The sequence below is a fragment of the Halorhabdus sp. BNX81 genome (assembly GCF_029229925.1).
In the GTDB taxonomy this organism is placed as follows: domain Archaea; phylum Halobacteriota; class Halobacteria; order Halobacteriales; family Haloarculaceae; genus Halorhabdus.
The window spans coordinates 1,568,037-1,591,827 of the sequence record NZ_CP107254.1 but is presented as its reverse complement, the minus strand read 5'-3'; the positions used below and the strand labels follow the sequence as shown (position 1 = coordinate 1,591,827).

Genomic DNA, 23,791 nt, shown 5'->3' with positions numbered 1-23,791 from the left:
AATCAGTCACTGGACTATCCGTTTCCGTGGCGAAGCCGCTTCGATTCCGGCGTTCGAACGAGCGCTGGACCGCCGACCGCGTTCGATCCGCCCTCTATCAGTCGCTGAACCAGGCCATCGGTGCGACGATGGGCCGACCGTGGTTCCGCCAGCCCGAGGGGTACGACGCCCGCCGGTTCGACATGGACAACGGCGACGTGGCGCTGTTCACCTGGAGCGACGACGTCGCCTACTGGATGGGCAACACCGAGACGCCGCGGGCGCTCTGGCAGACCGAGAAGTACACGTTCGAGGAGGTGCCCGACGCCGTGGCCGAGTGGGCCGAACGCGAACTGCTCGCACAACTCCACGAGGAAGCCCCCTGGCTCGCCGAGTATCCGACGCTCTCGTGGTTTTTCCTGCCGGTGTTGCTCTCGAAGGACGGCCGACACACCTCCCGGGAGTTCTTCAGGGACCACGCCGCGGGGTTTCCGGACTGCGACCGTGAGACGGCGCTGTCCTATTACGAGGAGTTACTGGAGGGCGGCGTCTTCCCGGATCGCTACGAGATGGCGGCGAAACTCGGGACCGCGGAGACGCTCAACCTGACGCGGATGAGCGCGACGATGAGTGAGTTTACCGTCGCGAAACTCTTAGACGAAGCGGGCTACGATCTCGCCCCCGAAAACGAGGTGTCCTCGGGCCACTCGATCGATTTCCGGGTCGACGGCGACGAACAGACGGGCCGACTCGTCGAAGTGACGCGCCCGCTTCCCCCCTCGAAACGTTCGGCCGGGTCGGCCGTCGCCGCGATCAAGGAGACTGTCGCGACCAAGACCGGTGGGCAACTCGCCGATCACGGCGGTGGGGTGACGCTGTTCGTCGACTGCTCGTCGTTCGATGACGGCGAATGGGCTCGAATCCTCGACGAACAGCCCGAGATCGGTCACCGGCCGGCTGTCGTCTTTCGCGTGCGGCCCGGTGGCAACACCGAAGCCTACACGCTCGGGTCCGTGCCGATCGCCCTCCCGGATGACGTCGAATTGGCGTAAGCGGGGTCGAGGTATCCCCGATCGTCCGTGATCGAGAGATTCATGCAACCCAGGTGCCGAGTGGACGACGTGACTTACGTTTCGGACGCGGCGTTCAATCCATTCGGTTTCGATCCTGACGATGAGCGATTCGTCCCCGGATACGGTGACGTCGAGGCGGACTTCCAGGTGATCGGCGACCATCCAGGGATTCACGGCGGCGTCACGACCAGCGTGCCGTTCACGGAAACAGCTGGCGCGGACCGCTTGCAGGACGCGCTGGTTCGGGGCGGATTGCTTCGGAAGGCAGGGACGCCACCGACGGTCGATTCGACGTATCTCTCGTACCTTCACCCGAGTGTGCCCGAGCGAGCACCGAGCGACGACGAGTACACTCGCGAGGAGACGTTCCTCGAGGCCGAAGTCCGTGCGATCGCGGCCCACGTTCTCCTGCCGGTCGGCGAGCGTGCGACCAGGTGGGTTTTCGAGAACATGACGACGGAACCGAGCGACGACATCGACATGGCGGCGCTACACGCCACAGAGATCGTCGGCAGCGGGTGGCTCGTTGTGCCCATCGCCGATCCGGACACGTGGGACGAAGACGACGGGCAGAAACTCGCAGACGCACTCCGTGAACTCCAGCAGCAGGATTATCGACGAGAGGCCGATCTGGGTCGGCTCGCCGGTGGCGGCGGGGCGTATTACGTCCGATGAGCCACGACTCGGTGGGACGACCGCCGCGATTCAGCCCAGGTCCGCACGGAATTTGGCGAAGTCTCCCCGAAGGAACTGGACGTACCGGTCGATGCCAAGCACTAGCGAAACGCCGAGTGTGACGACGACCGACTCGCCGCCGATTTCCAGATACCGGTCACCGATCCAGCCGAGTTCACCGATCGGCTTCCTCACCTCTTTGCGTCCGTCCTGAGTGTGGCAGATCCTCACGATCGATAACAACAAGAGTCCCCCGAGTACGAGCAGAATGCCGGCGGCGGGACTGTCCAAGCGTGGGAGGTTTCGGGACCGATCACTCGGCGATCGCTGCGATCTCGGACCGGAAGACGAGCGCGTGGGCGAGGCCGATCACGACGATCGCGCCGGCGAGATAGCCCCATGCGGGAACGCCGCCGAGTACCTCTCCGAGCGTCGTCAGCGCGGCTGGCAGGCCGCTGAAAATAGAGAACGCCAGGAAGATCGGGAGCACCGTTGCGATCAACACGGCCCAGGGGCGCGCGAGCGCGTCAGTGACGCTCCCGCCGCCGAGGCGGAGTTCCTCGGTTGCCTCCTCGCGCAGGATCCACACCGCAAACAGCAGGAACGCCAGCAGGCCGCTCGCGAGACCGAGGTTCGCGAGATTGTCGGCGAACAGCGCGAACACGTCGCTTCTGAGCGCACACACCGTGCCGGTTGACGCGAACAACAGCGTGATGCCGACCGTCGCCCGTTCGCGCTCGATCGCGTGTTCGTCGACGAGGTACGCGACGAGCACCTCCATGATGGAGATCGCACTCGACAGCGCCGCCATCGCGAGTATGAGATAGAAAATCGCCCCGAGCGCTCGCCCGAAGGGCAACTGACTGAACGCCTGTGCGAGGCTGACGAAGATCACGCCCGGGCCACCCGTCCCCGCTTCGATCGACCCGAAGGAGTAGATGATCGGGAAGACGACGAAGCCAGCGAGGACGCCGATCGCGGTGTTGAGCACGGCGATCGATCCGCCGTCGACGAACAGCGACCGATCCTCGTCGAGATAGGAGGCGTAGGTCAACATGACACCCGCGCCCACCGAGAGGGTGAACAGGGCCTGTCCGGTTGCGGCCTCGACGACGGACACGAAGTTGTTTGCGAGGTAGTCAAAATCCGGCGAGAGGTAATACGACAGGCCAGCGCCAGCCCCGTCCAGGGTGAACGCCCACACGGCGAGGCCGACCAACAGGGCGACGATCGCCGGCACCATCACCTTCGTCGCGCGTTCGATGCCGTCGGCGATGCCAAAATAGACGATTCCGCCGGTGAAGCTGATGAAGACGAGATGCGCGACCAGGGCGGCAGGACCGGACGATATCGCCCCGAAGTGCGCGCTCGGCGCGCCGAAGGCGGTGGTCTCGGCGAGGCCGATGCCTTTTAAAAGAAGGTCGCCACCCAGGCTGTCGAAGACGTACCGGAGCACCCATCCACCGGCGACGCTGTAGAACGTCAGGACGATCAGCGACGTGAACACTGCGATCCAGCCGATGGGTCGCCACGACGACGACTGGAGTCGTTCGAACGTCCCGACGGGATTGCGCTCCCCGCGTCGGCCGATGACGAACTCGCCGATCAAACCCGGGAGTGCGATCGCGAACACGATCACGAGATAGACGCCCAGGAACGCACTCCCGCCGTTCTCGGCGGTCATCCAGGGGAACCGCCAGACGTTCCCCAGTCCGACAGCTGATCCCACGGCCGCGAGGATGAACCCGATCCGGGTCGTCCAGGCGTCGCGATCACTCATCGTCCGCTGTCGCTTTGTCGCCATCCATCGATTCGTCGTCGCTATATCCACCCGACTGAAGGGCTATCCACAGCGTCACGGCGAGGCCGCCAAACAGGAACACGAAGCCGAAGATGGCCATCGCGAGCGCCCCCGGATCGATCGCCGTCATGCACCATCACCTCCGTTCGCGGCGACGGTGTCCGCCCGTTGGGTGACATAAGAGGATATCGCCGCGGAGAAAATAATCACCAGCGGCGCAATCAGGCCGGTTTTGCCATCCACGACGATCTGGGAGAGGATCGTATAGCCCAGTGCCGTCGGGACGACGATCTGGAGGACGGCCGCGTACAGCCGCGGCGGAATCGAGAAGTCGCTGACAGCATTGGCGGCAGTGGCGATCCGCTGGCCGCCGTCGAACGCACCGACGCCGTAGACCCACCCGAAGATGAGTGTCTCGCCCAGCGCGATCATCGGCAGCGTGTAGGTCGCACTCGAGGTATCGAACATCGAGAGCAACTGCAGCGAATCGCCGACCGCTTCCCCACTGCCGAGCAACCCGAGCGGTCCTTCGAGGGCGATCACGAGACTCAGGGCGACGCCAGCCAGGGACACGGCGTTGACAGTTGTCGCGCGGCCGAATCCGAGTTTTTGCCGGAGCGGGCCGACCTGGGCCTCCGCGAGTGAGAGCGACGAGGAGAGTCCCGCAAGCGTCAGCAAGAGGAAGAATATCGCGCCGACGATCGGTGTAAACGGAATCGTCTGGAACGCTTGCGGGAGCACGACGAAGGCGAGACCGATGCTGTCGGTCGCCCCAGCGTCCGCCGCGAGCAGATACGGGAAGATCGCAAAGCCAGCCAGGAATGCAAAGCCGGAGTTCGCGAAGGCGATGATGAAGGCGTTGTTGGTGATGTCCTGGCCCTCCGGTTGGTAGGACGAATAGGTGATCATGATCCCCAATGCGACGCTGAGTGTGAAGTAGATCTGTCCGAACGCACTGATCCAGATACCCGGATCAGTCAACGCCCCGAAGTCAGGCGTCAGATAGAACTCCAGACCTTCGAGGCCGCTGGGCAGCAGCATCCCCCGAACCGCGAGCAGGATGACGAGCACCCAGATGAACGGGACGAACAGTTTGTTCGCCCGTTCGAGGCCGTCCTCGATGCCCAACTGCAGGATCACGTAATTCACCGCCCAGATCGCGATCACGCCGGCGACCGGATACCACGACGTGAGGAAGGACTTGAAGTTGGTGAAGAAATCCCCGGTGGCGAGATCAAAGCCATGCGTGATCGAGAACACGATGAACGCCGCCGACCACCCCAGGATGACGACGTAGTAGGCGTTGACGATGAAGCCGTTCAGGACGGCCCACCACCCGAGGAACTCGCTCTCTTTGAACTTCTCGCGGATCGCGAGCGGCGTCGTCAGTCCCGTCTCACTGCCGAGCCAGATCTCCACAAGGAGCACCGGTATGCCCGCCAGGAGCAACGCGGCGAAATACGGGATCAAGAAGGCGCCGCCGCCGTTGGCGTGGACTTGGTACGGGAACCGCCAGATGTTCCCGAGTCCGATTGCCGATCCCACTGCCGCGAGGATGAACCCGATCCGGGTCGACCACGATCCTCCCTCTGTTTCGTCGACACTCATACGCCACGTCCCTTCCGTACCCGTCCCAATTAAGTCGTCGATATTTGCCGGGTCCGTTCGGACAGGCGTCTATTTTTCGGAGCGTATACGTGGATGGAATGCACAGCCGTTCGGAACGCACGACAGCTGACAGTCGTGGCGGGAATCACCCCGAGTGATCGAGCGGAATCGCGCCGCCCGTGATCGGCGACGCCGCCTCGCTACACAGGAACCGAATCACGTCGGCGATATCCGCGGGGTCGACCCACGCGTCGTGGTCGGCGTCGGGCATCATCTCCCGGTTAGCCGGCGTGTCGATCACGTCGGGCATGACGGTATTCGCCCTGACCGTCCCTTCGTTCTCGGCAGCGATGGATTCAGTTAGCAATCGAACGGCGGCCTTCGAGGCACGGTAGAGCCCGTCCCCGGAACCACCCTGAAGCGACGACGTCGAGGAGACCGTCACGATCGACCCGCCGGTCGTCTGAAGGTGGGGAAGGACGTGCTTGGCAGCGAGAAACGCCGTCCGGACGTTCACATCAGCGAGAAGATCGAACGTCTCAGTACTCGTCTCCTCGACGGGATCGCCGCCCTGCCAGGTGCCCGCCACGGTGACGAGGGTATCCAACCGACCGTGTTCGGCGACGATGTCCTCGACGGCGGCCTGTACGGCCGCTTCGTCGGTGAAATCGGCCTGGTATGTCCGGAGTCGATCCTGGTCGGGATCGAGGGGGTATCCCTCGTCGTCCGGGCCGATCACGTCGGCGGCACACACTGTCGCGCCCGCATCGAGAAACGCTTCGACTGTGGCACTCCCGAGCGCGCCGCCAGCACCGGTCACCAGTACCACGTAATCGCTGAAATCAAACTGGACTGACATCGTGTCACGTTAGCGCGTCACACCGATAAAAACTGCCCCGCCGAATCAAGTTACTGTTATCGAGCGGTGAAGCCGCTGTCGACGGTGAGTGCCTCGCCGTTGGTGAACGAAGCCCCGTCGGAACACAGCCACATGACCGCGTCAGCGATCTCATCGGGCTGTCCGAGACGCCCTTCAGAGTGCATCCCGGCGATCCACTCGCGGACGTCATCGTTGGTGGTGATGCCGGCGTCGTCCAGCATCTGGGTCTCGATGAACCCGGGACAGACCGCGTTGACACGGATGCCGTCCTCGGCGTACTCCCAGGCTGCAGTTTTTGTAAGCCCGAGCACCCCGTGTTTGGCCGAGACGTACGCCGCGGAGTTCTCGAAGCCGACTTTCCCGAGGACCGACGCCATGTTGATCACGACGCCGCCGTCGTCCTGGTCGGTCATCTCCGCAAGTTCGGCTTTCAGCGAGCGCCAGACGCCGTTGAGGTTGATGTCGACGACTTGCTCCCAGCCGTCTTCCTCGACATCGCCCGCCGGTACCTGGTCACCGCCGATACCCGCGTTGTTGACCGCGTAGTCGATCCGGCCGAACTCCTCGACAGCGGTCTCGACCATCGCCTCGACCTCGTCCATCTCCGTCACGTCCGTCCGAACGTAGACGGCCTCGCCGCCGGCGTCCTCGATGTCGGCAACGACGGCCCCACCTTTCTCGTCGTCGACATCCCCGATCACGACCGCGGCTCCGTTTTCGGCGAACTGAATCGCTGTCTCTCGGCCGATTCCGGAAGCTCCGCCCGTGACGGCCGCGACGCGGCCATCGAAGTCATATTTTGTCATGACGTTATCATACACACCTCTCCCGTATATCTGGGTTTACCATGGCCTCAAAGGCTGAAGATCGTCGAATAGTACTCCACGCTGTCGGTTCCAGAGAATGTTACTGGTAGTTTCCTTTCCAATGTTCTGAGGTCACTCGCGGGCCGATCCTCGCTCGGTGACGGCCCGCGTTCGGCCGTCGGGCCTGTCCCAATATCGAATCTGATGACTGGAGCCAACATATAGGTTCGTCCGACCGCAAGAACGGTCAATGATCGAGGTAGACGATCTCCGCAAGGAGTACGGCGGCTTCGCGGCCGTCGAGGGGAGTACCTTTTCGGTCGACCGCGGCGAGGTGTTCGGCATCATCGGGCCCAACGGCGCGGGCAAGACGACGACGCTGAAGATGCTCGCCGGCCTGATCGAACCGACTGCGGGCGACGTCAGGATCGCCGGCCTCGCGGCCGACGATTCGGCGATGCGACGGCGATTGGGCTTTCTCCCCGAGGAGTCGCCGCTGTACGAGGAGATGACGCCGATTTCGTACCTTTCCTTTTTCGCTGACCTCTACGACGTTCCCGAGAACCAGGCGATCACGCGTATCCACGACACGCTCGACAGACTGGATCTCCAGCACCGCGATCGGCCGCTGGGAGACATGTCCAAGGGCATGAAACGGAAGGTCGCGATCGCCCGGTCGCTGATCAACGATCCCGACGTGTTGATCTACGACGAACCCGCGAGCGGTCTTGATCCGCTGACGACGAACTTCATCATCGAGTTCACGACCGAACTCGCCGAGGCGGGCAAGACGATCGTCTTCAGCGCCCACAATCTCTTTCACGTCGAGAGCATCTGTGATCGGGTCGCGATCATGAACGAGGGCTCGATCGTCGCCCGGGGACCACTCGAAACCCTCCGGGAGGAGCACGGCAAAACGACCTATCACGTCTACACGACCGTCGAACTGCCCGGCAGTGAAGCAAAGAACGGACGGTACGTTCGCAGCGTCGCCACGATGGACGAGGTCGAGGAAACCCGATCCGCGGCCGCCGACCGTGATGGCGAGGTAGTCGATATCCGGACCGAGGAGGCGAGTCTCGAAGAGGTGTTCCTGAACGTCGCCGACGAACCCGCCCGTGCGGCCGCGACCGGGACGACGGGCACGGGTGCCGTCGAACCGGGGGAGTGAACGTGCGTCTCAGAAAGGTCCTCCGGATCGGCTGGTGGGAAGTCACGAAGAACGCCGGCGGGATCGACCGCCGGACGGCGGCTGTCACGATCGGTGCGCTCGTCGTCCTCGGCGCGCTTGCGCCACTCATTGCCAGCCAGGGCGTCGCACTCGACGCCGGACTGTACCGCGTCGGCGTCGACGAGTCCAGCCCCTACCACGACGTGGTTGAGCGAGACCCGACGTTCGCCGTCAAGCCGCCGACTCGGGACGGCATTTCGAGTGGCCGAGTCGACCTACTGATCGACGGAACCGTGGTCACACCCACCGACTCGCCGAAGGGGAGCGCTGCACTGACGGAACTGCGGAGTTCGGTTCAGGCGTACAACGACTGGCTGATGGACCAGGACGATAACCAGACTGCAGCCTACCCAGTCTCAGTGACGCTGACCTCCGTCGAGCGGCGACCGCTTGATTCTACAGGCACTGACGACGGAGCCAGCGACGGAGGAGCGTCCGGCGGAGACGACACCGGTGGCAACAGCAATGCATCCGGAGACGCCCCTGGAGCCGGCGATGGCGATACCGGCGGTGGTGCCGGTGGAACTGACGGTGACACTACGGGCAGTGGTGGGGGTGGATTGGCCGGCGGCCTCGGGGGGTTGGCTGGCAGCCTCGGTGGCGGGAGCACGACCGGGTCGCCGTCGGACATCGCGCCCCCCTTCCCGTTTGGCTCGCTCGTGCTGGCGTTCGTCTTCGTCCTCCCGCTGAATTTCATCATTCAGGCCTACGGGAGTTCGATTCTCAGTGAACGACTCAAACGCCGCGGTGAACTCATGCTGGTCTCACCGGTCACTCGCGGGGATATCATCGCCGGGAAGACGCTGCCGTATTTCCTCGGGGCGATGGCCTTCGAGGTACTCATCACTGCCGGGCTCGTCGTCTTTGCGACCGACGGGGCAAACGGGGTCATCTCCGTTCTGGCGGTGATACCGCTGGTGCTCCTCTTCCTCGGGGCGACGTTTCTCGCGGGGATGTTCGCCCGGTCGTTCAAGGAGCTTACCTTCCTGACGGTCACGATCACCGTCGGCCTGACCAGTTACGCGTTCGTGCCAGCCATTTTCACCGACGTGACGCCGATCGCACTCATCTCGCCGCTGACGATCGTCGTCCGGGATATCCAGGGTCAGGCGGTCGGACTCATGGAGTTCGTCTTCTCGACGCTCCCGCCGCTTTTGACGGCGGCCGTGCTGTTCGGCCTCGGCGCGGGGCTGTACCGCGAGGAGGACATGTTCACCCAGCGGCCGGTCCCGCTGAAAGTGCTTGATTCACTGTCCGGTCGGATCAAGCGCCGGACGAGCGCGGCGAAACTCTCGATTATCCTGTTGCCGTTCGTCCTCGTGATCGAATTGGTCGCGGTCGCGATGGCCTATCCGATCTGGCTCGGCGCACCTGAACTTGCGGTGGTCTTCGTGCTGGTCGCCGTCGCCGTCATCGAGGAGATCGCCAAGAGTCTCCACCTCTACGCCGGGTTCGTCCACCGGAAGTATGAACGGACGATCGCGAACGCGGTCGTCGTCGGGTCGCTATCTGGACTCGGCTTTTTCCTCGCGGAGAAACTCGGCCTCATCGTCCAGTTGCTCGGGACCGATCTGCCGGCCGTCCAGCAGGCCGCGTTCGTCACCGGCGGTGCGGAGTACGGCGTCTCACCGCTGTTGGCCGTTGGACTCCTGCTCGCGCCGCTCGCGCTGCACGCGGTTACGGCGACGACCTCGGCCATCGGGGCGGCCCGGAGCCGACGTGGATACGCTGTCGGACTCCTGGCCGCGATCGTCATTCACCTGGCCTACAACCTCACGGTGGTGACGTTCCTTGCCTGACCAAGAATCCGGATCGAGCGACTCGTTCCTCGGCGATAGCCGATTGACCATCGCAAAGCGGGACGTGGCCTCGCTCTCCCGGGAGAAGACGATCATCCTCGCGCTGGTCATCCAGTTGTTCATCGCCGCGTTCTCGTCGTTCCTCGTCGTGGGCCTGACCTCGTTGTACGATCCCGGGTCCGTCGAGGCAAGCGGGATCGATATCGGCGTTTCAGGTGACGCGACGGCCGAACTCGAAGACGCCGCGGCGGCCGTCGACGGGGTCGAGGTCACGCCGTACGCCGACCGGGCCGAGGCGATGGCAGGGTTCCAGGCTCGGACCGTCCGGGGGCTAGTACACGCCGAAACGGTTGGGGGAGAGATACGGGTGACGGCAACTGTCCCCGAGGGGAGCATCGAGTCGACGCTGGTCGTCGTCCAGCTTCGGTCGGTCCTCGAAGAGCTCGAACGGACCGAGCGGATCGACCGAAGTGACTTCCTCGATGCGCCGCCCGTCACGCTTCCGGCAGAGACGAGTTCGAGTCCGTACTTCGGGTTCACCTACACCGTGCTCGTGCCGCTCCTGCTGTTCTTGCCTCCGTTCATCAGCGGGTCGATCGCCGTCGACGCGATCACCGAGGAGATCGAACGCGGGACGCTCGAACTCCTGCGCGTCGCGCCGGTCTCTCTCGTGGATATCGTCGACGGGAAAGCACTGGGGATGGCGATCCTGGCACCACTTCAGGCGATCCTCTGGATCGTGTTGCTCGGTGCCAACGGCATCGCGATCCGGAACGTCCCGGCACTGGTACTTCTGGTGGCAGCCACCGCAGTCCTGGTCGTCGTCTTCGGGATCGTCCTGGGGCTGCTGACCGGGAAACGCCAGCAGGCACAGCTACTGTACTCGGTGCTAGTGTTGGGTGCCTTCGGCGCGCTCGCCTTGTTGCCCGAGCACCTGGCTACTGTCGCGGCGAAACTCGCTGTCGGCAGCGCGACGACGGTGACGATCGCGACCGTCGCTGGTGTAACGTTGAGTGCCGTCGTCGGGTACGCCGCGATGCGCCGCTATGTGACGCGGATCGATACCGAACGATATTGATCCTGGAGCGGTCCTGACCGGTGGGAATCGACCATGGGCTTTTGACGATCTGGGACGACAATCCACCGAGACGAATGACCGAGGAGCATCCACATGGTGACGACCCGCCGTCGGCATCGAGCCGGGGTCACGGCGGCCCTCCCGGAGCGTCGAATCCGGGCCACCCTGGCGGTCATCCCGGGACCCGGAACTACGACGAGCGCCCGCTGATCGTCACCTGGGAGGTGACCCAGGCCTGCGAACTCGAATGTGATCACTGCCGGGCGGAAGCACAACCGGAACGCGACCCGGCGGAGCTCTCGACGGCGGACGGGAAAGACTTCATCGACTCGATCGCTGACTTCGCCAGCCCACAGCCGATTCTCGTGTTCTCCGGCGGCGATCCCCTGGAGCGGCCGGACCTCTTCGAACTGCTCGATCACGCAGCCGACCGTGACATCACGACGGCTGTGACGCCCGCGCCGACGGCAAACCTGACAGAGAGCGTGATCGGCAAACTCGCCGACGCCGGCGTCGAGCGGATCGCGCTCTCACTGGATGGGGCCACCGCCGACGCCCACGACGAGTTCCGCGGCGAGGACAGCTCGTTTGCCCGCGTCGAGCAGGCCGCCCGCCAGGCTCGCGAGGCAGGGATGGAGATCCAGATCAACACGACCGTCACCGCGAACACCGTCGAGGATCTGCCCGCGATCGCCGACATGGTCGAAGCGTTTGACGCCGCGATGTGGGAAGTGTTCTTCCTCGTCCCCATCGGCCGCGGCGAGGAACTCGCCCAGCTCGATCCCGAGCGGACCGTCGAGGTGATGGAGTGGCTCTATCGCCGTGGCCAGGCGGCTCCATATCGGGTAATCACGGTCGAAGCGCCACACTACCGGCGGGTTGCCGACGAACTCGAACGTCGGGAGTCCGGCGATGGCGTCCGCGTCGGTTCGACGCGGGCTGGGAAGGGCTTCGTGTTCGTCAGCTACGAGGGCGAGGTCTACCCGTCAGGCTTTCTCCCGCAGAGCGGTGGGAACGTCACGGACCGGAGCCTCGTGGACATCTACCGCAACGCCGATCTGTTCGAGCGACTCCGCGATACTGACCAGTTCGTCGGTTCCTGTGGGGAGTGTGAGTATCTGGATCTCTGTGGCGGTTCGCGATCCCGCGCCCACGCCGTTACCGGAAATCCGCTCGCGAGCGACCCGCTGTGTCCGTGGGTCGGGCAGGTGGGAGACACCGTCTGAAAGCCGCTGGGTGAGACACTCCCGTTGCGATCAGTCCGCGCCAGCAGCATCCGTTTGGCGGGGATCCGGCAGGTCATAGCCCACCCCAGTGAGATCGACCGAGACGTCCCAGAGTTCCCTGGCGAGTTCCTCATCGTAGGACCGGTCACTGGATCGTTGCATCTCCGGGGTACCGCGCATGTTCAGCAAGCCGCCCGGCCCGACGTATTCTCCGCCGTCGACGGCAGGATCGGTCCCGGCCATGAGCATCGGGAGTGCGCCCGTGGCGGCGGACTGGGCGAAGACGGCGTTGGCAATTTTCATCATCCATAGTCGAAGCCGTGAACCCGACTGTTCGGGCCCCCGTCGCTGGAGGTTCGTCGCGGCGAAACCGGGGTGGCAGGCGACGCTCGTGACGTCCGCGTCGGCCGCCTGAAGCCGTCTATCGAGTTCGTAGGCGAACAGCACGTTCGCGAGTTTCGACTGGGCGTAGGCGTCGAACCGGTCGTAGGAGTTCTTGCCGTGGAGGTCATCGAAATCGATCTCCCCTCGCTCGTGAAGGCCGCTGCTCTGGGTAACGATCCGCGTCTCACTTTCGGTGTCCCGAAGCCGGTCGAGAAGGAGACCCGTGAGCGCGAAGTGACCGAGGTGATTGACGCCGAATTGGGTCTCGAAGCCGTCTGCGGTCTCACTCCGCGGAATCGCCATCACGCCGGCGTTGTTACACAGGACGTGGAGATCCGAATACGTCGATCGGACGCCCTCCGCGAACGATCGCACCGAATCGAGGTCGGCCAGATCGAGTTCCATGACCGCGAGTGCTGCGTCGTCGACCTCGGCTTCGTTCCGTATCTCCTGCCGGGCCGCATTCCCGCGATCGAGACTTCGACACGCCATGACCACGTCAGCACCCCTCTCGGCGAAGGCTTTCGTCACTTCGAAGCCGATTCCGCTGTTGGCTCCCGTGACGACGACAGTCCGTCCTGACTGGTCGCCCATCGCATCGCGATCGCCGGTTTCGGTACTCATTGTGCAGTGAACGGCTGTCAGGCCGATAAGTGGATCGCCCCAACCGGACCCTGATTCGCTGAGAAGCCGGCGAATCGGCTCGATTAGGCGTCCCAGTGGACGTCTTCGATCCGCTGGCGATCGTCACTCGCCACCACTGTTCCAACTACCTCGCCGTCGTCCCGCCGCTCGACGTTGATCTGTTCGTATCCCTCGGTGACGATTTCCCGAACATCCGCCTCCAGATCGTCGGCTTCCTCGACTCCCAGTCGATTCTGGCCGCCGATCTCGCGGACGATGACCGGATATTCTGGCATGACCGGTGGTAGGGAAATGACCGTGAAGTGTCTGTCGTCGTGGTCCTGGCTGGCAGTGTGGGCTATGGCTATCGAGGCAGTGGCTTCCCCGGCCCGATGACATAAGTGTCCGACACCCATCTTTGTGGACACTTCTACCATGCAAGGCGAATACGACCTGGTCATCGTCGGCGGGGGCATCAGCGGGGCGTCGTTGCTGTATACGGTCTCGAAATTCACCGACATCGAGTCGGTCGCACTGTTCGAGAAGGAGCCTGATATCGCGGCGATCAACTCCCACCACACGAACAACTCCCAGACGCTGCACTTTGGGGACATCGAGACGAATTACTCCCTGGAGAAAGCCCAGGAAGTAAAGGAGGGTGCCGAAATGGTCGCCGGCTACCTCGAAGCCAACGACGCCGACCGCGAGATGCACGCAAAGCGCTCCAAGATGGCACTGGCGGTCGGCGACGAGGAAGTCGACCGTCTCGACGCCCGCTATCACGAGAAGGGCTTTGGCGATCTCTTCCCGAAACTCGACGCGATCGACCGTGAGGAGATCGAAGCAATCGAACCGAAGGTCGTCGAGGGGCGTGAGCCGGACACCGAGATGCTCGCCCTCCAGACGCCCGACGGCTACACGGTCGACTACGGCGAACTCGCGATCGACTTCGTCCGTGAAGTCGAAGGCGACGAGGGCGTCGACGTCTTCACGGGCACGGAAGTCGAGTCGGTCAACGAAACCGACGACGAGTTCCTGGTCGAGACCGAGCGCGGGTGGTACCAGAGCGACGCGGCGGTCGTCGCCGCCGGCTCCCACAGCCTCCAGATCGCCAAGGAGATGGGCTACGGCGAGCACATGTCCTTGCTCCCGGTCGCGGGCAGTTTCTTCGTCGCCGAGGAGGGCCTGCTGAACGGCAAGGTCTACACCCTCCAGATGGCGAAACTCCCCTTCGCGGCGGTCCACGGCGACGCCGAGGTCCACGACCAGGGACTGACCCGGTTCGGCCCGACGGCGAAGGTCGTGCCCGCCCTGGAACGCGGGCGGCTCTCGACGGTCGCCGACTTCTTCGACGTCTTCGAACTCTCGCCGGACTCGTTCCTCAGCTACGCGAACATCCTCGCCGATCGGACGCTGTTGCCGTACGTCCTCGAGAACCTGCTCTATGACCTGCCCGCGGTCGGCAAACGGGCCTTCCTTCCGCACGTCCAGAAGGTCGTGCCGACCGTCGAAGCGAGTGACATCGAACGCGCGAAGGGCTACGGCGGCGTCCGCCCGCAGATCGTCAATACGGAGACGAAGTCCCTGGACATGGGCGAGGCCAAGATCACCGGAAACGACGTCATCTTCAACATCACGCCCTCGCCCGGGGCCTCGACGTGCCTGAAGAACGCAATGGCCGACGCCGAACAGCTGAGCGAGTGGCTCGACGCTGACTTCGACGAGGATGGCTTCCGCGAGGCGACAATCGGGAACTTCCCGCGTGGCTTGGCCGAATAGAGCTGTTTCAGGGACCGTTTCGCGCTATCCGTGGACGCTCACCACTTCTTCAAGAGTCACAGCGACTCGACGGCGGTGTCTAAACCGACTGGCCGTCCATCATCCCACTCGACAGCATTGACGAGATCGGACAACGCGTCGAACCGACGTTCGAGAACGTCGAGTGGATGCGCGTCGATGAACCGGGTCGGTCTGTGCTCGACAGTCCTCGATCCGTCATTCACCTGAACGTGAACCGGACCGAGATTGTCGTGCGTGTCGTCCTGATGCCACCCGACCAGTACGTCCCGGTCCGGTTCGATCCAGTTGAACCAGTAGTGCTCGGACGAGTCGCCCGTCCGAAGGCGAAATCCGACTTCGATCCGTGCCGTCGTTGCCGGATAGTCCGGATTCTCGAGGAACTGTCGGGGATCCACCTCACCGACCACGCGGTACTGGCCAGCATCTCGCGGTTCGGCCCGTCGCCGTCGCACGTCCGTGAGTTCGCCGTCGAGCCGATTGCGGATGCGGTCGTGGAGGCGCTTGCTCTGGAGGTTCCCTCGGTTTGCGAGAAAGACGACCATTATGCGAAGGTCGAGGGAACGTCAGTCCGTGGCGAGGACAGTTCGGTTACGTCGTCGTACAGCTGGAGGGCGTGCCTGACGAGCCGACGCTCAGTGTTGATCGCTTCCCACGTCTCGATCACGTTGCGCCGCTCGCGGATCTCGGACGCATTCAACTCCGCTTCGGCCAATTGATTCCGGAATTCCGAAAGCGAGTCGGCATTGTACTCCGCCGCCAACTGGTCTCGCTCCTCGGTCAACTCGGCGAGTTGTGATTCGAGCTCCTTCCGTGAATGCTCCTCGATGAGATCCGTCACCTCGTCGAAAAGCAGGCGAACGGGGTTCAGATCGTACGCTTTGGTTCCCTCGACTGTCGTTTCACTGACCCAGTCGTCGCTCGCCAGCTGTTCGAGTTCGTCGTCGGCCGTCGCCCGGGAGACGTCCGCCCTGTCGGCGATTTCGCCCACCGGTGTCGCCCCCTCCAGCGCCTCGATGGCTCGGCGAACCCGTTCCCGACCGCTGAGCGTGTCCGTCCACGTTCGTTGTTCCGATTCGTCCATCTCTGTGCGTGGTTGCCGCCGCTTGTTCAAATAATTTGGCCTCGGTCAAATATATGGGTCCCGTGGGCGAACCCTTTTCTCTTCGCCGGACCTGCCCCGTCCATGGAGTACACGACCCTCGGCTCCACTGGCATGGAGGTCAGCCGGATCTGTCTGGGCTGCATGAGCTTCGGGAGCAGCGACTGGCGCGAGTGGGTCCTCGACGAGGAGGAGAGTCGCGAAATCATCGAGCGCGCGATCGACCTGGGGATCAACTTCTTCGACACGGCCAACATGTACTCGCTGGGCGAGTCCGAGCGTGTCCTCGGGAACGTGCTGGCCGACTACGACCGCGACGAGCAGGTCGTCGCCACGAAGGGCTTTTTCCAGATGGACGACGAGAACCCGAATTCGGGCGGCCTCTCCCGGAAGGCCATCGAACAGGAACTGTCGAACTCGCTGGATCGCCTGGGCATGGAGACGGTCGACCTCTACCAGACCCACCGCTGGGACTACGACACGCCGATCGAGGAGACGCTATCGGCACTCGACGATGCCGTCCGCCGCGGGCAGGCCCGTCACGTCGGCACCTCGTCGATGTGGGCCCACCAGTTCGCCGACGCCCTGGCGACCAGCGAGCGCGAGGGACTGGAACGATTTCAGACGATGCAGAACCACTACAACCTGCTGTACCGCGAGGAGGAACGGGAGATGCTGCCCCTCTGTGACCGCGAGGGGACCGGCGTCATTCCCTGGAGTCCGCTGGCGCGTGGCTATCTCACCAGGCCACACGAGGAATTCGACGCGACGACCCGGGGCGAAACCGACGACTACGCCCGCGAACACCCCTACTTCGATGGCGGCGGCCGGGAGATCAACGAGCGCGTCGCCGAACTCGCTGCCGACTACGGCGTGACGATGGCCCAGATCGCGCTGGCGTGGCTCCTCCATCAGGACGCCGTCGACGCGCCGATCGTCGGCACGACGAGCGTCGAGCACCTCGAAGACGCCGTCGAAGCCCTGGAGATCGACCTCAGCGAATCCGATCAGGCCTATCTGGAAGAACCGTACGAGCCAGTTCCGGTTTCCGGTCACGAGTAATCGTTTTGGGGCGTGAGATGACGGCGTTCGGCCGCGGCCGAAATATCAAGGTTTTCGGGAACGAGGGTCCCTATTGATGGTATGGTCCTCCAACTTGTCCTGCCTGCCGTGTTCGTGTTCGCCTTCATCATGATTTCGGCGTACGCCGGCGCACTTCGCGCGCTCGAAGTGTACTTCGACCCCGACGCCGACAGCATCTTTCTCTCAGATGAGACCGAACCGCCGCGCCTTCGACGGGAGGAATCGAAATCGCGGTAAGGAAGGACTCGACGATCCGGACAACCCATAGTATTTAATCGAACCGGCCGATCCCCCATACATGGCTGACATCGACATCTCCGGTGACGACGATGGGTCCGACGTGGATGCCCCGTCGTCGGGGTCCCCGCTGCCGTACTTCCTGGGAAAGCGAATCGTGATACTCGCGATCGTCGTGGGAATCGTATTCCTGGTTCGGCCGTTGGTCCACGGTGTGGTCTACGCCGCGCTGTTTTCCCCCTCCGGACTGGTCCTGATTGGCGGTGGCACCGTCACGGCGCTGATACTGTGGTTTTACCCGCCCTGGCGACTCGAACGTGAGAAACGAGAATCGAACCTTGTCTCGATGCTGTTCGAGGACGACCAGACGTCAGTCGACGGGATCGTGGTGGGTGGTGGATCGGCGATGCGAAAACTTCGGATTTTGGGGGCTGTCCTCAGCGTGCTGTTCGTCCTCTCGATCCTCGCAAGCGTGCCGGCGGGCGCGCTCGAACAGCGGACCCTGGCCCAGCAGACGATGGCCGACGCGACCGAGGTTCAGGAGTTCCCACAGGCCAATGCGAACAACCCGCGTGTTATTCCGCGTGAAGTCTCGGACGTGACGACCCGCGGGTCGGTGTCCTACCGAACGCACCGCCTCGGGACGAGCGACATCGCCAGACAGGAAGACGGCTCGCTGGCGTGGTCCTATCCCATCGAACCGGACGGCGCCCGGAACAAGCTACTGGACAACCAACGCGGCGTCCTCGTCGCCAACATGACGTCGATGGACGCCCAACAGATCAACGTCTACGAAGAAGACTTCACGTACGGCGAGGGGATGTGGCTGCACCGTTCGGCACGGTGGAACGTCAAACTCGGCGGGTTCTTCTCGAAGTACAACGACGATGCCGTCGAGTTCAGCCACGACGGCACGCCGTACCTCTACTATCCGAAGACGGGCCACGAGTGGCACCTCCTTCCGTTCCCGCACACGACGCCGAAATGGAACGGCGGGGCCCTGGTCCATCCCGACGGGACCATCGAACATCTCACACCCGAGGAGGCACAGGCGAACGAGATTCTCGATGGCCAGCGCCTCTATCCGATGACGTTGACGCGCTCGGAGACGGGTTCGCTGGGGTACCGCGAGGGAATCATCAACCAGATGCCGGTCATCGGCGCACACGAGGGACAAATTGAGGTCGCTGCTCTGCCGGAGGGTGCCGACAACGAACAGCCGTTCGTGATCGATCTCGAGGGCGAGCAGATGTCCTACGTCACGGCCATGGAACCCTACGGCGAGGACACCCGCGGCCTCGATGAGGTGTGGTTCGCCGACGCCGACACCGGGGAGTACACCTACTTCGGCACCGACGAGGAGACGCTGACGGGGCCAGAAAAAGCGATGGGAATGGCCCGGAACGCAGATTCCCAGACTGGTTGGGGAGATAACTTCGTGGTCACTGAGCCAGTACCGGTGACTGTCGACGGCGACCTCTGGTGGCACATCAAGGTCGCGCCGGTCGACTTCACAGATGTGACCCGTAGCGTCTTCGTCAACGCCGATGCCAACAATGCGATCGAACTCAATGATGACGCGGCGATCCGGGAGTTCCTCCGTGGCGACATCGACGATAGCGACCTCACACCCGGCGAGAACGGGACCGATGTCGAACCGGCACCGGACGACGAGAACATCCTCTATTACGTCCTCATCACCGACGAGAACGGCGACATCGTCGATCGTATCCCGGTCGAACGCGGCCAGGACACCCAGATCGTCGCGCCCGACGACGAGCGCGCCGCGAACGAAACCAGCCCCTGAACGCTGTCCCAATCTGTCGCGAGATCGGGGGGATCCCCCTCAACGTTGAACTACTGGCGGTCGTACTGTCTCGTATGGCTCGCCCGTACACCACCATTACAGCGACGCATTGTCTCGACGGACCGCTCGGAGGTAAGCGAGATGGCTAGCACCCGCCAACCCGCGGTCGCCGGACGGTTCTACGCCGGCGACGAGCCGTCGCTCCGCAAGCAGGTCGAAGCAGCATTCGCCCACGAGATCGGTCCCGGATCGGTACCGACGCCGGCGGCGGGCTCGCCCGACATCGCCGGAGTCGTCGCGCCACACGCCGGCCTGCCGTTCTCCGGTCCCGTCGCCGCCCACAGTTACGCGGCACTCGCCGAGTCCGGAACGCCCGAGACGGTCGTCATCGTCGGGCCGAACCACACGGGCGTCGGCGCGGCCGTTGCCGTTCCCGGCGACGACGAGTGGCGAACGCCGCTTGGCTCAGTTCCGATCGACGACGGCCTCCGCGATCGAATTGTCGCCGAGACCGACGCAAGTGTTGATGACCGTGCCCACGCGAGCGAGCACGCCGCTGAAGTCCAACTCCCCTTCCTGCAACACCTCTACGACGATTTGGCGGTGCTCCCGATCTCCCTCCGACGACAGGACGCCGACGTGGCCCAAGCACTCGGTGACGTCCTCGAAACACATGCCGGCGAGGGGGCGGTCGTTATCGCTTCGAGTGACTTCACCCACTACGAGCCACACGAGGTGGCGATCGACCGCGACGAACTGGCGCTGGATCGGATCGACGCGACCGATCCGGCGGGGCTGATCGAGACCGTCGAACGCGAGGGACTGTCGGTCTGTGGCTACGGGGCGATCGCCGCGATGCTGTGGGCGAGTGGTGCGGACAGTCAGGTCGACGTCCTCGCACACGCCACCAGCGGCGACACCGCCGGTTCGCGAGACGAAGTAGTCGGATACGCGTCGGTCGCCGTCCGTGACGGGGCCAGCGAGGCAGCCTGATCAGGCCGTCTTCGCGACGGCGCGGATCGGCTCGCCGAGCGCATAGACGGTGTTGTGGCCGGTGATCTCGACGTCGACGAAGTCCCCCAACTCCAGCCCCATCGATTCTGCCTCAGGGATGGCGACCTGACGGTGGGCCTCGTCGTAGCCAACCAGCGAGTCCTCAGTGCCGTCCTGGGTCAGCAACACCGTGTGCTCCTCGCCGACCATCGCATCGTGGGCCGCGCCGACGACGTCCATCTTCAGATCGGTCATCGCCGAGGACCGCTCTTTCTTGATCGTCCCGCCGAGGCCGTCCAGCTCGGCGGCGTCCGTCCCTGGACGCTTCGAGAAACGCGTCACGTTGACCTTCTCGGGTTCGACTTCCTGAAGGAGCTCCAGCGACTGCTGGAAGTCCGCGTCGGTTTCGGTCGGGAAGCCGACGATGAAGTCTGTCGCGAGCGTCCAGTAGTCAAGGCGGTCGTCGAAGGCCGCGACGATCTCCTCGAACTCCGGCGTCCGGTGACGGCGGCGCATGTCAGTGAGGACATCGTCGCTGCCCGACTGGACCGGCGCGTGCAGGAAGTTGTAGAGTTCGTCGTGGGCTGCGAAGACATCGGCGAGTTCCTCGTGCATGCCGTAGACGCCTTTCGGGTTCGCCATGCCGACTCGGACGCGGAACTCGCCCGGGAGCTCACAGATGCGGGTGAGGAGCTCCGGGAGCTTTCGCTCGCCGTTTTCGAGGCCGTAGACGCCGGTGTCCTGGCCCGTGATCCGGATCTCGCGCGCGCCGGCCGCGAGGAGTTCACGGGCCTTCTGGACGTTCGTCGCCACCGGCGGGGAGTCGATCGTGCCGGTGGCCTGCTTGGTGATGCAATACGAACAATCCGAGAGACAGCCCCTGGCGATCGGCAAGATGCCAGTCACGTCGTCGAGCACGGCGTCGGTATCCGGTGTCGCCGTCGGACACTCGCCGTTGCGGACGTACTCGGGGACCTCGTCCCAGTGGAGAATCTCGGCGTCCACGTCGGCATCGTCGAACGCCTCGCCCTGGGCGAGCGCCATACAGCCGGTGACGACGAGATCCCCGGGCGTCCCCTCGTCGAGTTCCGCTGCCCGTCGGAGCATGTTCCGTTCGGTCTTCTCGACGACGGTACAGGTGTTGAGGATCGCGACGTCGGCCCGCGCGGGACTGTCGACGGGGTAGTGGCCGCCCTGGCGGAGCCGGCGCTCGATCGCCTGGCTCTCGCCGCGGTTTGACGTACACCCGTACGTCTCGATGTGATAGCGGGCCATCCGTAGGTGTCACTACGGTCCGGGAGGCAAAAGCACGGCGAAAGCGGTGGTCTCAGACACCCATCTTGTGGTACTTGTTCACGCGTTGTTTCTCGACAGGTATCGTGTCGTAACAATTATTGGGCCGATTACAGTACACCTAGGCGCAACGATGACGAAGAGAAACCTTGCCGTCCTGATAGTGGTCGCGGCGTGTGTCCTCGCCGGCACAGCCGTCGCGGCTGCGGACAATGGGGATCCAGGCGTACCGATAACGAACGAGACAGACACTGCGGATGGGGCATACGTCACTGACGATGGCAGCGTGATCGTCGTCTCTCAGAGTGAGGGTGCCGCGGGCACCGGTGAACTCGGGATGAACGTCACGGAGGGACTGGTGTATGGCAGTTACCACGAACCAGTCGAGACAAACGTGACGGGCGAGTTCGCGATGGCCGCCAACAAGTCACAAGTCAACGCGTCGGGCTCGCTCGCGATGCCACGGCCCGAGAACCTCCAGTCGCTTGATGCGACCATCGAAAGCACCACCAATGCCGAGAACTCCCGCAGCGACATGGACCTCGAAGCGACCGTTGCCCTCCCCGAGGACTCCAGTGCCCTCACGATGCTGTTCGACGAGTTCACGACCACTGGCACGGCCACAACGAGCGGTTCGGCCCTCGAGATGCAGGGGAGTGCCAATTGGTCGGCCGCGCTCGGCATGGACGCCCAGGAGCATTCGTTCGACCTGCGGGCGACCGAGAAGGGACACGTGCTGGAAGCCAGCCAGTCCTACAACGTCAGCTCGTTCGCGGCCGAGCAGTGGAACACTCGCGAGAAGGCCACCGAGTCCCTCGAGGGGCAGTTCTCGATGGTCGCACAGATGGTCAATGGGTCCAGCAATCTCACGATGGACGCGTATGACTTCGAGTCGACCGAGGACGGCGGACATCTCGATGTCGAATACACCGTCGAACTCCAGGGGATCCACCAATTCCTCCAGCAGGGGCTTGCGGAGTCCCTGTCCGAGAGCCCACAGTTCGGCGACTCGATGAACGACCTCGACGTCGAACTTGACGACGTCTCGATCGACCGAGTCTCGGTTTCAGTTGACGTCAATCAGGGATCCGGATCCGCAAGCTGGGACGTGGCTGTCGACGGCTACGACCAGCTCATGCTCGCGTACATGGATGTCATGGAGGCCACCGACGATAGTGGCATGATCGCCAACCAGTCGGATCGTCTCGAAGCGCAGTTCGCAGCCATGCAATCGGCGAACTACTCACAGACTGGATCGTGGGATATCGCCGTTTCGACGACGACTGACGGAGCCATCCAGGCGGATGCCTCGATGGAACAGCGGACCGACAACTGGCAGGCGTACGTCGCCGAACGGGATGCCCGTGACCTGCCGGCGGTCGGCACCCAGCGGTTCGCCTTCGACGCAGCCACGGAGGCCGATCAGGTGGTCATGAACGGGTCGTTCCTCGTCCAGCGCGAGGACATGTACGGACAGACCCTCCAGAGCCTCGAACGGAGTTTCGAACAGTCTTCCTCCGTCGCAGGGACGCCTGACATCAACCCGTTCGCGCGACTCAACGCGGCTGACTTCGTTGGCTCGCGCCTCGACGCCTCGGTTAACGAGACCGCCGTGGCTATGGATGGACACGCCGAATTCGGCAACCTCTCGGCGCTGACGAGCCTGATGGACGAACAAATGGACGCCGGCTCGATGGAACAGATCTACGTCGATGCGGAAGGCGACAGTGCAACGACGTACGTCCGACTGGAGAACGTCGTCGAGTCTGACAGTCCCGACAAAACCACGCTCCGGGAACACGAGATGATCTCCGACGAGACGAACATCTACCTGCCGGGAGAATGGGACACCGAGACACAGTCCGTCACGGTCCCGGACTCCTCGGCCGAGACGAGTATGGCGCTGCCGGTAGCAAACGACGACGCCCAGCAATCCGACGATGAGATGACCGACGACGAGACGAGTGAGTCGTCGTCCACCGATGAACCGACCGACCAATCGAGCGAGGACGATACTGAGACGACCGACGAACCCACCGAGACGACCACCTCGACTGGTCCCGGGTTCGGCGTCGTCGTCGCCGTGGTCGCCACGCTCGCCGTGGCGATGATCGGCTTGCGTCGTCACTGACGACGCCCTCGATTTTCTCGCGTCATTTATCCGAACCGTCAGCTGTGATGAGAAATGAGTAGCTTCGCCCCGCGTGTCAGCAATTTCGAGGCGGAGCCTCCGGCCTCAAGTCGTGAGGGACCGGAGGTCCCTCTTGACCGTTCGAACGGGCGCTTCGCGCCCGTGAGAAGAGAGCGAGGACTTC

At 63.7% G+C, this 23,791-nt stretch carries 23 protein-coding genes; 12 read left to right on the top strand and 11 right to left on the bottom strand.

Going from position 1 to position 23,791, the window contains the following annotated elements; genetic code table 11:
- The first annotated feature begins 26 nt into the window (after positions 1–26).
- On the top strand, positions 27–1,031 hold the full coding sequence (locus HBNXHr_RS07990) for a DUF5784 family protein (protein ID WP_275881746.1): 1,005 nt from the start codon (positions 27–29) through the stop codon (positions 1,029–1,031).
- A gap of 42 nt (positions 1,032–1,073) precedes the next feature.
- Positions 1,074–1,727 carry a uracil-DNA glycosylase family protein gene (locus tag HBNXHr_RS07985; protein WP_275881745.1) on the top strand — a complete coding sequence of 218 codons (654 nt, stop codon included), beginning with the start codon at positions 1,074–1,076 and terminating at the stop codon, positions 1,725–1,727.
- A gap of 30 nt (positions 1,728–1,757) precedes the next feature.
- Here the strand turns inward: HBNXHr_RS07985 and HBNXHr_RS07980 are convergent, their stop codons facing one another.
- The 6 genes from HBNXHr_RS07980 to HBNXHr_RS07955 all read right to left on the bottom strand — a co-directional run bounded on the left by HBNXHr_RS07980 (position 1,758) and on the right by HBNXHr_RS07955 (position 6,822).
- A complete protein-coding gene (locus HBNXHr_RS07980; RefSeq protein ID WP_275881744.1) occupies positions 1,758–1,922 on the bottom strand; it encodes a hypothetical protein in 165 nt (54 codons plus the stop codon).
- A gap of 118 nt (positions 1,923–2,040) precedes the next feature.
- Positions 2,041–3,507 carry a sodium-dependent transporter gene (locus tag HBNXHr_RS07975; protein WP_275881743.1) on the bottom strand — a complete coding sequence of 489 codons (1,467 nt, stop codon included), beginning with the start codon at positions 3,505–3,507 and terminating at the stop codon, positions 2,041–2,043.
- On the bottom strand, positions 3,500–3,658 hold the full coding sequence (locus HBNXHr_RS07970) for a MetS family NSS transporter small subunit (RefSeq protein WP_275881742.1): 159 nt from the start codon (positions 3,656–3,658) through the stop codon (positions 3,500–3,502). Before HBNXHr_RS07970 ends, HBNXHr_RS07975 begins: the two co-directional genes overlap by 8 nt.
- Complete coding sequence (locus HBNXHr_RS07965) at positions 3,655–5,136, bottom strand: sodium-dependent transporter (RefSeq protein WP_275881741.1); 1,482 nt, start codon at positions 5,134–5,136, stop codon at positions 3,655–3,657. The genes HBNXHr_RS07970 and HBNXHr_RS07965 overlap by 4 nt, the downstream gene beginning before the upstream one ends.
- A 145-nt stretch (positions 5,137–5,281) precedes the next feature.
- Positions 5,282–5,995: an SDR family oxidoreductase gene (locus HBNXHr_RS07960; RefSeq protein ID WP_275881740.1), complete on the bottom strand. Its 714-nt coding sequence runs from the start codon at positions 5,993–5,995 to the stop codon at positions 5,282–5,284.
- Between the two features lie 56 nt (positions 5,996–6,051).
- Positions 6,052–6,822: an SDR family oxidoreductase gene (locus HBNXHr_RS07955; RefSeq protein ID WP_275736708.1), complete on the bottom strand. Its 771-nt coding sequence runs from the start codon at positions 6,820–6,822 to the stop codon at positions 6,052–6,054.
- Positions 6,823–7,072: 250 nt separating this feature from the next.
- Between HBNXHr_RS07955 and HBNXHr_RS07950 the strand changes: the two genes are divergently transcribed.
- From HBNXHr_RS07950 to HBNXHr_RS07935, 4 genes are all read left to right on the top strand, one after another.
- Complete coding sequence (locus HBNXHr_RS07950; RefSeq protein ID WP_275736707.1) at positions 7,073–7,993, top strand: ABC transporter ATP-binding protein; 921 nt, start codon at positions 7,073–7,075, stop codon at positions 7,991–7,993.
- A gap of 2 nt (positions 7,994–7,995) precedes the next feature.
- Positions 7,996–9,852, top strand: a complete 1,857-nt coding sequence (locus HBNXHr_RS07945) for a PrsW family glutamic-type intramembrane protease (protein ID WP_275881739.1) — start codon at positions 7,996–7,998, stop codon at positions 9,850–9,852.
- On the top strand, positions 9,845–10,930 hold the full coding sequence (locus tag HBNXHr_RS07940; RefSeq protein WP_275881738.1) for an ABC transporter permease: 1,086 nt from the start codon (positions 9,845–9,847) through the stop codon (positions 10,928–10,930). Before HBNXHr_RS07945 ends, HBNXHr_RS07940 begins: the two co-directional genes overlap by 8 nt.
- Positions 10,931–11,004: 74 nt before the next feature.
- Positions 11,005–12,156 carry a radical SAM protein gene (locus HBNXHr_RS07935; protein WP_275881737.1) on the top strand — a complete coding sequence of 384 codons (1,152 nt, stop codon included), beginning with the start codon at positions 11,005–11,007 and terminating at the stop codon, positions 12,154–12,156.
- A gap of 30 nt (positions 12,157–12,186) precedes the next feature.
- Here the strand turns inward: HBNXHr_RS07935 and HBNXHr_RS07930 are convergent, their stop codons facing one another.
- Positions 12,187–13,164: an oxidoreductase gene (locus HBNXHr_RS07930; protein WP_275881736.1), complete on the bottom strand. Its 978-nt coding sequence runs from the start codon at positions 13,162–13,164 to the stop codon at positions 12,187–12,189.
- Between the two features lie 83 nt (positions 13,165–13,247).
- On the bottom strand, positions 13,248–13,460 hold the full coding sequence (locus tag HBNXHr_RS07925; protein ID WP_275736702.1) for a hypothetical protein: 213 nt from the start codon (positions 13,458–13,460) through the stop codon (positions 13,248–13,250).
- Between the two features lie 139 nt (positions 13,461–13,599).
- Between HBNXHr_RS07925 and HBNXHr_RS07920 the strand changes: the two genes are divergently transcribed.
- A complete protein-coding gene (locus tag HBNXHr_RS07920) occupies positions 13,600–14,943 on the top strand; it encodes an FAD-dependent oxidoreductase (RefSeq protein ID WP_275881735.1) in 1,344 nt (447 codons plus the stop codon).
- Positions 14,944–14,999: 56 nt separating this feature from the next.
- Here the strand turns inward: HBNXHr_RS07920 and HBNXHr_RS07915 are convergent, their stop codons facing one another.
- Both HBNXHr_RS07915 and HBNXHr_RS07910 read right to left on the bottom strand, forming a co-directional pair.
- Positions 15,000–15,506: a hypothetical protein gene (locus HBNXHr_RS07915; RefSeq protein ID WP_275881734.1), complete on the bottom strand. Its 507-nt coding sequence runs from the start codon at positions 15,504–15,506 to the stop codon at positions 15,000–15,002.
- The gene (locus tag HBNXHr_RS07910; protein WP_275881733.1) at positions 15,506–16,045 is read right to left on the bottom strand and encodes an ArsR family transcriptional regulator; all 540 of its coding nucleotides are present in this window, start codon (positions 16,043–16,045) and stop codon (positions 15,506–15,508) included. Before HBNXHr_RS07910 ends, HBNXHr_RS07915 begins: the two co-directional genes overlap by 1 nt.
- Positions 16,046–16,147: 102 nt before the next feature.
- Here HBNXHr_RS07910 and HBNXHr_RS07905 point away from each other — a divergent pair, with 102 nt between their 5' ends.
- The 4 genes from HBNXHr_RS07905 (at position 16,148) to amrB (ending at position 20,183) form a co-directional block, all read left to right on the top strand.
- Positions 16,148–17,125, top strand: a complete 978-nt coding sequence (locus tag HBNXHr_RS07905) for an aldo/keto reductase (RefSeq protein WP_275881732.1) — start codon at positions 16,148–16,150, stop codon at positions 17,123–17,125.
- A gap of 81 nt (positions 17,126–17,206) precedes the next feature.
- The gene (locus HBNXHr_RS07900) at positions 17,207–17,383 is read left to right on the top strand and encodes a hypothetical protein (RefSeq protein WP_275736695.1); all 177 of its coding nucleotides are present in this window, start codon (positions 17,207–17,209) and stop codon (positions 17,381–17,383) included.
- Between the two features lie 61 nt (positions 17,384–17,444).
- Positions 17,445–19,190, top strand: coding sequence for a hypothetical protein (locus HBNXHr_RS07895; protein ID WP_275881731.1), 1,746 nt, complete (start codon positions 17,445–17,447; stop codon positions 19,188–19,190).
- 141 nt (positions 19,191–19,331) lie between these two features.
- The gene (gene amrB / locus HBNXHr_RS07890; protein ID WP_275881730.1) at positions 19,332–20,183 is read left to right on the top strand and encodes an AmmeMemoRadiSam system protein B; all 852 of its coding nucleotides are present in this window, start codon (positions 19,332–19,334) and stop codon (positions 20,181–20,183) included.
- On the opposite strand, the gene HBNXHr_RS07885 is transcribed toward amrB, so the two are convergent.
- Positions 20,184–21,458: a tRNA (N(6)-L-threonylcarbamoyladenosine(37)-C(2))-methylthiotransferase gene (locus tag HBNXHr_RS07885; RefSeq protein ID WP_275881729.1), complete on the bottom strand. Its 1,275-nt coding sequence runs from the start codon at positions 21,456–21,458 to the stop codon at positions 20,184–20,186. It abuts the gene before it with no gap.
- 151 nt (positions 21,459–21,609) lie between these two features.
- Between HBNXHr_RS07885 and HBNXHr_RS07880 the strand changes: the two genes are divergently transcribed.
- Positions 21,610–23,607, top strand: coding sequence for a PGF-CTERM sorting domain-containing protein (locus tag HBNXHr_RS07880; RefSeq protein ID WP_275736691.1), 1,998 nt, complete (start codon positions 21,610–21,612; stop codon positions 23,605–23,607).
- Positions 23,608–23,791: the final 184 nt, after the last annotated feature.